12 protein-coding genes are annotated in these 12,610 nt (G+C 71.4%); 7 read left to right on the plus strand and 5 right to left on the minus strand.

All coding sequences use genetic code 11. The features are described from left to right. The first annotated feature begins 54 nt into the window (after positions 1-54). From HCN51_RS29820 to HCN51_RS29830, 3 genes are read left to right on the plus strand one after another with little or no spacing between them, the layout of a single operon-like run. Complete coding sequence (locus HCN51_RS29820) at positions 55-1,371, plus strand: cytochrome P450 (protein WP_168013771.1); 1,317 nt, start codon at positions 55-57, stop codon at positions 1,369-1,371. Positions 1,372-1,401: 30 nt separating this feature from the next. Beyond that, positions 1,402-2,190 (plus strand): class I SAM-dependent methyltransferase, encoded by a 789-nt coding sequence (locus HCN51_RS29825; RefSeq protein ID WP_168013773.1) that lies wholly within the window; start codon positions 1,402-1,404, stop codon positions 2,188-2,190. 50 nt (positions 2,191-2,240) lie between these two features. Continuing rightward, the gene (locus HCN51_RS29830; RefSeq protein WP_346433848.1) at positions 2,241-3,428 is read left to right on the plus strand and encodes a hypothetical protein; all 1,188 of its coding nucleotides are present in this window, start codon (positions 2,241-2,243) and stop codon (positions 3,426-3,428) included. 6 nt (positions 3,429-3,434) lie between these two features. On the opposite strand, the gene HCN51_RS29835 is transcribed toward HCN51_RS29830, so the two are convergent. Next, entirely contained in the window at positions 3,435-4,466 is a 1,032-nt protein-coding gene (locus HCN51_RS29835) for a CopD family protein (RefSeq protein WP_168013777.1), read from the minus strand. After that, positions 4,463-5,080, minus strand: coding sequence for a copper resistance protein CopC (locus tag HCN51_RS29840; protein ID WP_168013779.1), 618 nt, complete (start codon positions 5,078-5,080; stop codon positions 4,463-4,465). Before HCN51_RS29840 ends, HCN51_RS29835 begins: the two co-directional genes overlap by 4 nt. A gap of 51 nt (positions 5,081-5,131) precedes the next feature. Between HCN51_RS29840 and HCN51_RS29845 the strand changes: the two genes are divergently transcribed. Next, positions 5,132-5,902 carry a class I SAM-dependent methyltransferase gene (locus HCN51_RS29845; protein ID WP_168013781.1) on the plus strand — a complete coding sequence of 257 codons (771 nt, stop codon included), beginning with the start codon at positions 5,132-5,134 and terminating at the stop codon, positions 5,900-5,902. Here the strand turns inward: HCN51_RS29845 and HCN51_RS29850 are convergent. Both HCN51_RS29850 and HCN51_RS29855 read right to left on the minus strand, forming a co-directional pair. Beyond that, entirely contained in the window at positions 5,859-6,848 is a 990-nt protein-coding gene (locus HCN51_RS29850) for an AurF N-oxygenase family protein (protein WP_168013783.1), read from the minus strand. The genes HCN51_RS29845 and HCN51_RS29850 overlap by 44 nt on opposite strands. Positions 6,849-6,939: 91 nt before the next feature. Then, a complete protein-coding gene (locus HCN51_RS29855) occupies positions 6,940-7,539 on the minus strand; it encodes a TetR/AcrR family transcriptional regulator (protein WP_080036223.1) in 600 nt (199 codons plus the stop codon). A gap of 290 nt (positions 7,540-7,829) precedes the next feature. Between HCN51_RS29855 and HCN51_RS29860 the strand changes: the two genes are divergently transcribed. Genes HCN51_RS29860 through HCN51_RS29870 form a run of 3 tightly spaced genes read left to right on the plus strand, consistent with a single transcriptional unit; the run spans position 7,830 to position 11,517 of the window. Then, positions 7,830-8,996, plus strand: coding sequence for an acyl-CoA dehydrogenase family protein (locus tag HCN51_RS29860; protein WP_168013785.1), 1,167 nt, complete (start codon positions 7,830-7,832; stop codon positions 8,994-8,996). Further along, a complete protein-coding gene (locus HCN51_RS62425; protein ID WP_168013787.1) occupies positions 8,993-10,015 on the plus strand; it encodes an acyl-CoA dehydrogenase family protein in 1,023 nt (340 codons plus the stop codon). The genes HCN51_RS29860 and HCN51_RS62425 overlap by 4 nt, the downstream gene beginning before the upstream one ends. Further along, positions 10,015-11,517: an AMP-binding protein gene (locus HCN51_RS29870; protein WP_168013789.1), complete on the plus strand. Its 1,503-nt coding sequence runs from the start codon at positions 10,015-10,017 to the stop codon at positions 11,515-11,517. Before HCN51_RS62425 ends, HCN51_RS29870 begins: the two co-directional genes overlap by 1 nt. Here HCN51_RS29870 and HCN51_RS29875 read toward each other — a convergent pair. After that, positions 11,484-12,599 (minus strand): C45 family autoproteolytic acyltransferase/hydrolase, encoded by a 1,116-nt coding sequence (locus HCN51_RS29875; protein ID WP_206068033.1) that lies wholly within the window; start codon positions 12,597-12,599, stop codon positions 11,484-11,486. The genes HCN51_RS29870 and HCN51_RS29875 overlap by 34 nt on opposite strands. Between the last annotated feature and the right edge of the window lie 11 nt (positions 12,600-12,610).

The raw sequence follows: 12,610 nt of genomic DNA on the forward strand, positions 1-12,610 counted from the left end.
GGTTCCGGCCTCGGCCGTGCGTGAGGACTGGCGGCGCGAGGACAGGAGGACGACATGTCGGCGACGAGTGAGGGCCGCTCAAAGCCCAGGCCGGACCCGGCCGGCGAGCACCGCTCCGCGGTCGAGATCTTCACCCCCTCCACCTACGACACCGAAGTCCCGTACGACCTGTTCGCCCAGCTAAGACGGGAGGCTCCGGTGTGCTGGATCCCCGAGCCCGCCATCGGCCCCTGGAAGGAGGGTCCGGGTTTCTGGGCGGTGTTCAGGCATGCCGACGTCAAGCACGTCCTGCGCACCCCGGAGGACTTCTCCTCCCACCTCGGCGCCACCCAGATCCGCGACCCCGACACCCCCGCCGACCTGCGCTTCGTCCAGTCGCAGATGCTGAACATGGACCCGCCCGACCACTCCAGGCTGCGCAGGATCGTGGCGGCGGCGTTCACGCCCCGCGCCGTCCGCGCGCTGGAGCGGACGATCGCGCAGCGGGCGGCGGCGCTGTTCGAGGAGGGCGAGTGCGACTTCGTGGAGGTCGCCGCCGACCTGCCCGTGTGGACGCTGGCCCACGTGATGGGCGTGCCGGAGCAGGACAGGCGGCTGCTGTACGACTGGGCGTCGCGCGTGATCGGCTACCAGGACGACGACTACGCGGGCCTGTCCACGGCGGACGTCGAGGCCCTCACCCCGATGGGCCGCCTGGCGCTGGCGGCCAGGCCGGAGCCGAGGCCGGGGGTCAACCCGCGGTCGAGGGCCGCGCTGGCCGACATGTTCGCCTACGCCCACGCCCTGGGGGAGACCCCGGTGGACGGCGAGTCGGTCATGGCGGCGATGCGCAAGGGCGGCCTGACCGAGGCGGAGTTCGAGAACATGTTCTTCCTGTTCGCCGTCGCCGGCAACGAGACCCTGCGCAACGGCATCCCCGGCGGCCTGCTCACCCTGCTCCAGCACCCCGCCGAGCTGGCCCGCCTGCGCGCCCACCCGTCCCTGCTGGGCTCCGCGATCGAGGAGATGCTGCGCTTCTGGCCCCCGGTCATGCACTTCAGGCGGACGGCCACCCGCGACCTCACGCTCGCCGGCCGCAGGATCCGGGCGGGCGAGAAGGTGGTGGTCTACCACGCCTCCGCCAACCGCGACCCGGCCGTCTTCCCCGGCCCCGACCGCTTCGACATCACCCGGGAGCCGAACGACCACGTCAGCTTCGGCTTCGGCCCGCACTTCTGCCTCGGCGCCCATCTGGCCCGCGCGCAGTTCCGCTCCCTGTTCAGGGAGCTGCTGAGCTGGGAGGTCGAGCTGGCCGGCACCCCGCGCCGCCTGACCTCCAACTTCCAGAACGGGCTCAAGCACCTGCCGGTACGCCTGCGCAGACCGGCCTGAGCCTCCATAGAGGTGCCTAGGATCACCGGCATGATCGACTATCTGCGCATCAACCAGGCCAACTGGAACTCCCGCGTCCCCGTCCACGTCGCCAGCGACTACTACGACGTGGCGGGCTTCAAGGCGGGTGGGAGCGCGTTGCGGGCGTTCGAGCTGGAGGAGGTGGGCGATGTGGCCGGCCGCCGCCTGGCCCACCTGCAGTGCCACCTCGGCCTCGACACCCTGTCCTGGGCCAGGCTCGGCGCCGAGGTGACCGGCCTCGACTTCTCCGACGCCGCCATCGAGCAGGCCAGGGGCATCGCCGCCGAGTGCGGGCTCCCGGCGAGGTTCGTGACGGCCGACGTCTACGACGCGCCGCAGGCGCTCGGCGAGACGTACGACATCGTCTACACGGGCGTCGGCGCCCTGGTGTGGCTGCCCGACCTCACCCGCTGGGCCGAGACGGTCGCGGCCCTGCTGCGCCCCGGCGGGTTCCTGTACCTGGCGGAGTTCCACCCGTTCACGAACGTCCTGGACGACGACACCGGCACCAGGGTCGTCCGCGACTACTTCGACCGCACGCCGCAGGTCTGGGAGTACCCGCACACCTACACCGGCGACGACGTGCTGGAGCACCAGACCTCCGTGCAGTTCGACCACGGTCTCGGCGACGTGGTCAGCGCGGTCGCGGCGGCGGGGCTGCGCGTGGAGTTCCTGCACGAGCACGACCACACGCTCTTCCGCCGCTTCGCGACCCTGGTGGAGGCGGACGGCTACCGGGTGCCGGACGGCGCGCCGAGGATCCCGCTCATGTACTCCTTGCGGGCCTCGGCCGGGTAGGGCCCCCGCGATCGGGCCGTACGGGGCAGATGACCGTAAGATGCTCTGCCGTGAAGCTTCCAGCATCGTTCAAGAGGGCCGCCGCCTGGGCCCTGCCCTACTGGACTCGCGGCGAGGCGGGCCGCGAGACCCCGCAGGACCTGTTCAGGGTGCTGTACTTCGGCTGGCTGGGGGCGTTCACGCTCAAGGTGCTCGGCTCGGCGTGGGACGTCTCGTGGCACTTCAAGTGGCTGCGTGACGACCTGGCCCCGCCGCACCTGCTCAACTCCGCCGGTACGGCCATCGTCGTCGCCCTGACCGTGATCCACGGTTACACCGGCTACGGCGTCGACAAGGCCGCGCTCAGGCTGATCCAGTGGGGCACCGGCATCTTCCTCGTGGCGGTGCCGCTCGACCTGATCAACCACCGCGTCAACGGGCTCGACATCACCTCGTGGAGCCCGTCGCACATCCTGCTCTACGTTGGAACGTTCTTCATGATCGCGGGCGTGATCCGCGGCTGGTTCGTGGGCGCGCCGCCCGGACGCGAGCGGGTGGTCGTGCTGGGCGCGTTCTTCGCGTTCTTCCTGGAGAACATGCACTTCCCCGAGCAGCACCAGGAGTACGGCATCCTGTCGCTCGGCGCGTGGGACAACGGCGCGACGTACGCCGAGCCGATCCTGCTCCAGTTCGCGGCCGACCAGATGGGGCGGCCGGTCGATCGCACGATGATGGCCGGGTTCACGCTGCCCGTGCCCGACTACCTGTACCCGGTCTACGCCGTGGTGGGGGTGCTGTCGGTGCTGGTCGTGGCCAGGAGGCTGGTCGGCAGGTTCGGCACGGCGACGCTGGTCGCGGCCTCGTACGTGGGGTTCAGGGCGCTGGCCTGGCCGCTGCTGACCTTCACCGGCTTCCCGCCGTCGGCGGTGCCGTTCTTCATGGTCGTCGCCGGGCTGCTGGTCGACCTGGCGTTCCTGGTGCGGGTGCCGGTCGTGCGCGCGGTGCTCGGCGCGGCCGGGGTGACGGCGGGCGCGTATGGCGCGCTGGTCGTGCAGAGCGCGGTCATGGGCTCCGTGTACGGCGCGATCAAGGGCCAGGAGGGCCTCCTGGGAGCGCCCCCGCTGGCCACGCCGTCGGCGGTGTGGGCCGGGCTCGGCCTGCTCGTCGCCTGGCTGGCCATCGAGTGGGCCACGGGCAAGCGCAAGCCCAGGGAGGCCGGGGCCACGGCCCGCCCGATGGTCGCCCCGGCCACATCGTAAAGAGGGTCAGGCGATCGAGGCGCGGGTGATCGCGACCGCGACCCCGTACGCCAGCCCCATGATCCCCACCTCGGCCGCCGCCCAGCTCGCCAGGGCGGTGGCCCCGCCGCGCCGGATGACGGGCAGCAGCCGGAAGCGGATGTGCGCCGCCAGCGGCACCAGCAGCGCCACCAGCGCCGTCTTGACGATCACCAGCACCCCGTAGTGGCTGGTCACGATGGCGCCGGGCAGGGTCACGCCGGGCGTGAGCGCCATCGTGCCGAGCCCCGTGACCAGCCCGGACAGCGCGACCAGGAGCAGGCACACGGTCGCCATCCTGGAGAACTTCGGCAGCACGACCGCCAGCAGGCTGCTGTGCGGCGCGAGGAAGACGACGGTGGCGAGCAGCCCGCCCGTCCAGGCCGCCGCGCCCATGACGTGGATCTCCATCGAGATCATGATCGGGTCGTGCCAGACGGAGTTCACCGCGTGCCCGGTGACGGGGATGGGCAGCAGCCCGAACAGCGCCACAATGATCCGCAGCTCGGCCGGGACCTTCTCCCCGAACCGCACCGCCATGAGCCCGATCCCGGCCGCCGCCAGCGCGCACGCCGCGCTGAACAGCAGCCCCTGCCCGGTGCCGACGTTCCCGACGTAAGAGGCGATCATCCCGAACGTCGGCACGGCCCCCGGGTTCAGCTCGGCGGTCTGGAAGACGATCGTGACCAGCGCGCAGATCGCCCAGGCCCAGGCGGCGAGCACGGCCAGCGGCCGCACCCGCACCATGACCGGCTCGGTGTGCTCCGGCATCTTGAAGCCGAGCAGCTTGGGCAGCAGGCTGAGCCCGACCACGGCCACGGCGGCCACGTCGAGCAGCACGCGGACGATCGGCAGCCCCACCGACACGACGGGCCCGGGCATGGGGATGCCCGGCACGGACTCCTGGGCGGTGAACGAGCTGGCCGCCACGGCGGCGACGACCGCGCACACGCCGAACGCGCCCGCCACCAGCCGCCCGCCGACCCGCTGCCGGGCCAGGGGAGGAGCGACGGCGGTCACGCGCCCGTCCCCTCGCCGCGGCCCGCCGCGCCGACGCTGTCGTCCGCCGCAGCCGAAGCCGCAGCCGGAGCCGGAGCCGAAGCGGGGGCGGCCCGGCGCAGGGCCACCGCCGTGCCGGCCGCCAGCACGAGCAGCGCGCCCACGATCCACACCACGGCCATCCCGGCCCCGCCGTTGGCGGCCGCCTCGGCGGCGTCGGCACTGGAGCCGCCCGCCACCGCCCCGGCCGCGACGCCTGACGCGTCCGCGGCCAGCCGGAAGGTGATCTTCCCGGTGACGGGGTGCCCGTCGGACGACAAAATCCGGTAGCCCACCACGTACGACCCTCCGGCGGGCAGCGGCTTGACCTTCACGCTGACCCGCTCGGCCGCCACCACGGCGCTCCCGTCGGCCCACGAGGACCCATCGGCCCCCGTCACGCCCACCTGCGCGTACCCCTGACGCACCGCCTGGTCGAACACCAGCGTCACCTGCGAGGGCGAGGCCGCCAGCGTGGCCCCGTCCTCCGGGTCGCTGCCGATCAGCACGTTGTGCGCCTGGGCCGGGGAGTACGTGACCCCCACCGCGACCACGGCGGTGAACGCGAGCAGCAGGACCGTGAGTAGCCGCCTCACAGATCAGAACCTTCCATAAAACACGTTGCGGACCCGTATATGGTCGCATCCGTGGACGACCTGTTCGGCGGCGCGGCACCGTACTACGCCAAATACCGCTCCCGCTACGGCGATCCGGCGATCGAGCACCTGGCGATGACGTTCGGCCAGGACAGCACGGTGCTCGACCTCGGCTGCGGGCCGGGCACGATCGCCATCCCGCTGTCCCGGCGGGTCCGTCAGGTGCTCGCCGTGGACCCCGACGAGGAGATGCTCGCCGAGGGCCGGCGGCTGGCGGGCAAGGCCGGCGGCATCCGCTGGATCAAGGGCGACTCGACGACCCTGCGGGACCTGCCGCCGTTCGACCACGTGGTCATGGGCCGCTCGTTCCACTGGATGGATCGCCGGGCGGTGCTGGCGGAGCTGGACGAGCTGCTGCCGCCGCACGGCGTCGTGGCGCTCGTCGGCCCGACCCGCGAGGACCCTCAGGAGCCCTGGGAGCCGGTCGTGCGGCGGGTGCGCGACGAGTTCGCGGTGAACACCTTCACCGCCTCCAGCTCCTTCCAGGCGACCGGCGAGCACCACGACGAGGTGCTGGCGACCTCGCCGTTCAGCGTCCTCGACCGGGCGCACTACGAGGAGCACCTGCCCTACGACCTCGACGCCGTGATCGGCCTGCAACTGTCGTACTCGTACTCGGCCCCGGCGCGCCTCGGGGCGCGCAAGGAGGCGTTCGTCGAGGCGGTCAGGCGGGCGCTGCTCGCGGCCAACCCGTCGGGCCGGTGGGAGCGGGTGACGGTCACCGAGGTGCTGACGGCGCGGCGTCCTCCCAGATCCCCATGAGCTGCCAGACGCGCCGGGTCAGCGGGTTGATCAGCCCGATCTCGGCGCACAGCTCGCGCGTCTTGCCGACCGAGTCCCTGATCTCCTGCCGGGCGGCGGGGTTGCCCAGGTAGACCTCGGCCACCACGTTCGCGGGGATCCTGAAGCGGCGGATCATCGGCCCGGGCGGCGCGAGCATGATGCGGGCCATGACACCGAGGACGACCGGCGAGGCGATGCCGAGCAGGAGCCGGCGGTAGGCGGGCATCCGCGGCACCCGGTTGCGCAGGTAGTGGCGGGCGAAGGAGATGTGCCTGGCCTCCTCCGCGATGTGGATGCGCATGATCGTCTCTTCTAACGGATGGTGCACCCGGCCGTCCTTGAGCAGCCGGCGCTGCACGTGGTCGATCGGGTCCTCGCCGCCGAGCACGAACACGAAGAACAGCTCGGTCGAGATCAGCGGGATCCAGGGCGCCACCTGGGCGATCACCGAGAGCGGCCCCGGCATGCCGCGCACGGGCAGCCCGGTACGGTTCACGAACTCCTGGAACATCATCCCGTGATGCGCCTCTTCGGTGGTCTCGTGGTAGACGTACCGGAACTCGGGGGAGCCGTTCGGCAGGCGGTAGGCGTAGTTGAGCAGGCCGCGCTTGAGCAGGTTCTCGAACTGCAGCCCGATCTTCATGGCCGTGGCCACCCGCCACAGGCCGATCCGCGCGCGTACCTCGGGGGAGCGGCTGAGGTACCAGGGGTGGCCGCCCAGCCGGTCCACCCCGGGCAGCTCCCAGCGCGGATCGGTCTGGTCCACCTGGAACTCGGGGTCGTCCCACGGGATGTCGCGGTACGGCTCCCAGTGCTTGTCCACCGACGCCTTCGAGAGGCGTTCGATGACCGCGCGGTACGCGCTGCGGCTCGCGACCTGCTCGTCACGTTCCCTTGCGGCGGTAGAGCTCGGTGCGGATGTCATCGCGTGCACTCCTCTCCTCGCCCAGTAATTGTACGTAGAATCCAATAACACTGGGAAGGGTGAGGACCGCAGCTTTCGGGGCGTCATCGGCTCAGAGTCTGTCCGCGGGCACCCCCAGCTCTCTCGACGCCGCGGAGCGGATCAGCACGTTGACCCGGCGCCGTGACAACACCTTCGGGTGCGCGTGCGTCTGCACCGCCAGCCCGTCGATGAGCGCGAACAGCCGCCACGTCGTCGCGTCGGGGTCGGGGCACTCGAACTCGCCGCACGCCACGCCGGCCTCGATGATGCCGCGCATCAGCGTGCGGCCCCTGGCGTCGATGCGCCGCGAGGTCTCCTCCAGCTCCTCGCTGCGCATGGCCTCGGACCACGCGTCGATCCACAGCCGCCAGCCCTCGGTGGGGATGGCGGGGGAGCAGAGCCGCAGCAGGGAGCGCAGGCGTTCGGTCGGCGTGCCCGCCGACTGCTCGACGTCGGCCAGCGCGTGGAGATGCTGGCGGGCGGCGTAGCTGAACGCCTGGGCGAACAGCCGCTCCTTGGTCTCGAAGTGGTAGAAGAGCAGGGCTTGGCTGACACCCGCGGCCCTGGCGATGTCCAGGGTCCTCGTGTGCCCGAAGCCTTGCTCCGCGATCACCTCGCAGGCCGTTTTCAGCAAATCCTCGCGCCGTAATCGGCTGAAACCTGTTGTCACAGCGAGTAACTCTAACTTCTGATCATTAGTATTTATAGGACAAACCGGGCGTGATCTGTTCTGGTATGAGGAACCCGCGTACGGTACGGATTTCCCGTTCACCGACAGTCACGTTGATCATGGTAACCGCGGCCACCGAATGTGCTTCTGTCGGGGTCCCTCAAACCACCCTCAGTAATCCCTTACCGGCCCCGGCTGGGACGAAACGGGCGCGTATGTCCAGAGCAAAGCTCTGTACGTCCCTGGAGGCGCTGACTAGAGTAAGTGAGCACTGATGCCGAGGAGTCGATGTGAACCTTGCTGAGTATCGGCGTGCGGCCGCACACTGGCTGCGGGAGAACGTTCCGACCGACGACCACCCGGAGGCCGACGGGATCGCCCGGGCCAAGGAGTTCATGGCCAAGCTCCACGACGCCGGATACTCCGGCATCACCTGGCCGAAGCAGTGGGGCGGCCAGGGGCTCACCCAGGCGGAGGAGCGGGTGTTCGCCGAGGAGGCCCGCCACTACGTCCTGCCCACCTACGTCTTCTCGATCGGCCTCGGCATGACCGGGCCGACGATCGTCGACCGGGGCTCCGACGCCCTGCGGGAGCGGTTCGTCCGGCCGCTGCTGCGCGGCGAGGAGATCTGGTGCCAGCTCTTCTCCGAGCCCGGCGCCGGCAGCGACGTCGCCAGCCTGCAGACCAGGGCCGTGCGCGATGGCGACCACTGGATCGTCAACGGCCAGAAGGTGTGGACCTCCGTCGCCCACCACGCCGACTGGGGGCTGCTCCTCGCCCGTACGAACGTGGACGTGCCCAAGCACAAGGGCCTGACCATGTTCGTGATCGACATGCACCACCCCGGCGTGACCGTCAGGCCGCTGAAGGACATGTCCGGCCGGGCCAACTTCAACGAGGTGTTCTTCGACAACGTCCCCATCCCCGACGAGCACCGCGTCGGCGAGGTCGACGACGGCTGGAGCGTGGCCGTCACGACCCTCCTGCACGAGCGGCTGTCGATCTCCGCGGGCGTCGGCATGGGCGGCCAGAAGGACCACCCGGCCTCGGTGGAGGCGCTGCGCCGGGCCCTCGACACCAGCGACCCGCTGGTTCGCGACGAGCTCGTCGAGCTGCACATCCGCACCCGCGCGCTGGCCCTGTTCAACCAGCGGCTCGCCCAGGAGACCAAGGCCGGCGTCTTCCCCGGCGCCCGCGGCAGCGCCGCCAAGCTGCTGCTGGCCGAGCTGACCCTCTACCAGGCCGACCTCGCCACCCGGCTCGCCGGCCCCGAGGCGGCGCTGGCCGATCACCCCCTCGCCCGCGCGATCTCCATGGCGCCCGGCATGGCGCTGGGCGGCGGCACGAACGAGATCATGCGCAACATCGTCGGCGACCGCGTGCTGGGCCTGCCGCCGGAGCCGCGGGTGGACAAGACCGTGCCGTTCAAGGATCTGAAGGTGGGGACGCAGGCGTGAAGCTCGTACTCAGTCAGGAGCAGCAGGAGCTGCGCGCGGCCGTCCGCGACTTCCTGCGCGCCGCCTCCCCGCTGCCCAAGGTCCGCGACGGCTACGACCCGCAGGTGTACGCGCGGCTCAACGGCGAGCTGGGCCTGTCGGGCCTGATCGTCCCCGAGGAGTACGGCGGCGCCGGCGCGGGCCTGGCCGAGCTGGCCGTGGCGCTGGAGGAGACGGGCGCCGCCCTGCTGCCGGGCCCGTTCCTGGCCACCGCGTTCGCCGCGCTCGCGCTGACCCGGGTGCCCGACAAGGAGCTGCAGAGCGGCATCGCCGAGGGCCGCGCCGCGGCCACGCTGAGCACCACGGAGCTGCCCTTCGACGGCGGCACCGTGAGCGGCACACTGGCGCAGGTGCTGTCGGGCAGCGAGGCCGACGTGCTGGTGGCGCCCGCCCGCGACGGCGACGCCCCGGTCCTGGTGGCCGTCAAGCTGGCCGGGCCGGGCGTGAGCAGGACCGCGCTGGAGACGCTCGATCTCACCCGCGACCAGGCGAAGATCGTGCTGGACGGCGCGCCCGCCCGCGTGCTCGGCCCCGCCCCGGAATCGGGCATCTTCGAACGGCTGTGCGTGGCCCTGGCGGCCGAGCAACTGGGCGTGATGCGGGCGGCGCTCGACGCCATCGTGGCCTACGCCAAGATCCGCGTCGCGTTCGGCCGCTACATCGGCTCCTACCAGGGCGTCAAGCACAAGCTCGCCGACATGCACGGCAAGCTGGAGCAGGCCGAGTCCATCGTCCGGTACGCCGCCTGGGCCGCCGACGAGTCGCCCGAGGAGCTGCCGGAGGCCGCCGCGCTCGCCCAGGCGTACGTCGGCCGCGCCTGCTTCGAGGTCGCCCGCGACCACTTGCTGCTGCACGGCGGCATCGGCTACACCTGGGAGCACGACGCCCACCTGTTCTACAAACGGGCCAAGGCGGACGAAGTGCTGCTCGGCCCGCCCCGCATCCACCGCGCCCGCCTCGCACAACTGCTGGAGCTCTGATGGACGTCAGCGAGCTGCCGGGCTTCTACGCCATCGCCGCGGCCGACCCCGGCCGCCTGGCCGTGATCGACACCGACGACACCCGCGTCACCTACGGCGACCTGCTCACCCGCGTCAACCAGGTCTCGCACGGCCTGCGCGCCCGCGGCCTGGTCACCGGCGACGTGGTGGCCGGGGTGTTGCCCAACGGCGTGGACGCGCTGGTCATGGTCATGGCGACCGGGCAGATCGGGCTCTACTACGTGCCGATCAACTGGCACCTGACCGACGCCGAGATCGCGTACATCCTGGGCGACTGCGACGCCAAGGTCGTCGTCACCGGCCCCGGCCAGGCCGTGCCCGGCGCCGAGGTCGGCACGGACGGGCTGGCCGAAGGGCAGCCCGCCGGCGCGCCCGGCGGACGGACCGCAGGGGCCGTCATGTGGTACACCTCCGGCACCACCGGCTTCCCCAAGGGCGTGCAGCGCAGGCTGCCCGGCGCCGAGCCCGAGGCGATCGTGCCGCTCTACACGTGGTTCTTCGGCGAGGTCGTGGACCTGAAGCCGGGCGACGACGTGCACCTCGTGACCTCCCCGATGTACCACTCCGCGCCCTGCGCGCACGCCCAGTTCGCTCTGCACCTCGGGCACACCGTCGTGATCACGCCCCGGTTCGACCCGGTGCACATCCTGGAGCTGATCGAGCGGCACCGCGTCTCGAACGCGATGATGGTGCCGACCATGTTCCACCGGATGCTGCAGCTCCCGCCGGACGTCCGCGACAAGTACGACGTGTCGAGCCTGCGCCAGGTCATCCACACCGCCGCCGCCTGCCCCGTCGCCGTCAAGCAGCAGATCATGGACTGGTGGGGGCCGGTCCTGTACGAGTACTACGGCTCGACCGAGTCCACCATCGCCTTCTTCGTCAAACCGCACGACTGGCTGGCCAGGCCGGGCACCGTGGGCCGGCCCGCGCCCACGTTCGAGGCGAAGATCCTCGACGACGCAGGCGAGGAGCTGCCGCCCCGCGAGCCCGGCATGATCTACGTCAAGTCCAGCATGGGCTCCTTCGAGTACCGCAAGGACCCCGCCAAGACCGCCGCCAGCAAGCGAGGGGAGTGGTACGCCCCCGGCGACATCGGCTACCTCGACGAGGACGGCTACCTGTTCCTGTGCGACCGGCGCACCGACCTGATCGTCTCCGGCGGGGTGAACATCTACCCCGCCGAGATCGAGGCCGCCCTGCTGGAGCACCCCGCCGTGGCCGACGTGGCCGTCATCGGCGTGCCCGACGAGGAATGGGGCCACAACGTGGTCGCCCTCGTGCAGCCCTCCGACGGCGTCGAGCCGGGCCCCCAGCTCACGGCCGAGCTGATGGAGCACTGCGGGCCGCGCATCGCCCGGTTCAAGCAGCCGAAGGTGATCGAGTACCGGGCGGCGCTCCCGCGTACCCCCACCGGCAAGCTGTCCCGCTCGAAGGTGCGCGCCGACTACCTCGCCGGGAACACCAGCTCCTCGCTGTAACGCCCGTCCTCACCCAGGTAGAAGCGGGTGGACAAAGTGCGGTCGGCCGTGTCGAAGACGCTGCTCCACAGGGTGCGGAACGGCACGGCCGCGTCCTCGGGCTGCGCGACCGCGCGCATGCTCGCCCGCAGGTCGCCGGCCGACATCGTGGCGCCCTTGCTGCGCTCGTACAGCGTGCGCAGCCGGCCGTAGGAGGCGAAGCTCGACCCGGTGTCCGCCGGCAGGTTCATCGGGTCGGGGTGGCGGTGCAGCAGGTGGTTCGTGACGCACAGCGGGCCGTCGCCGAACTCGACGATGTGCTCGGTGCCGTCCCTGCCGCGCTCCCACACGAACGCCTGCCCGTGCGCGTCGGCCACCAGGTAGTGCAGGGGCATGCCGTGGTCGTACTGCTTGGCGCCCAGCAGCGCCTGCTTGGCCTGGTCGGCGTTCTCGCACGTGTCGATCAGGAAGCGGGGCAGCTGCACGCTGTTCACCCCCACCTGCGGCGCGAAGCTCCGGGGCGGCTCGGCGCTCTCGATGTCGGCGACCAGCAGCATGACGGCCAGGCCCGCCGAGTTGATGCCGTCCATGCAGCCGTCGAGCGCCGACATCGTCAGCACCACCGACGACAGCCCCTCGTCCGGGAGCGTGGTGATCACGTACGGGCGGGAGGCCATGGGCAGCTCGCCCGGCCGCGGCTCGCCGCCCATGATCTCGCTGGTGGTCCCCGGGAAGAAGTCGTAGGTGCGGCCCGCCCGGCCGTGGCCGTCCGTCGCCGCCGACGGCGGGATCCACAGGGCCGAGCAGCCGTACCCCTCGGGGACGTAGCCCTGGTCGTCGAGGACCAGCTCGTCCTGGTCCGGGTCGAGGCCCAGCACCGCCGCGGCGCCGTCCATGCGGGCGTGGTGCTGCGGCCAGTGCCGCTCGAACCAGGCCCTGCGCGCCCGGCCCACCACCGGGTCGATCGGCGCGGGGGACCAGCCGAGCCGGCGCGCCTCCTGCGTGAGCGCCTTGCCGATCTCGTACTGGCCGCCGGTGAGGGTGAGGTGGGTGACGAGCTGGAAGTCGTCCTTGCCGCCCGCCACGTGGGTCATGTTCTTCATGGACGGAAGCC

The sequence above is a fragment of the Nonomuraea composti genome, from assembly GCF_012034275.1.
Taxonomy (GTDB): Bacteria; Actinomycetota; Actinomycetes; order Streptosporangiales; family Streptosporangiaceae; genus Nonomuraea; species Nonomuraea composti.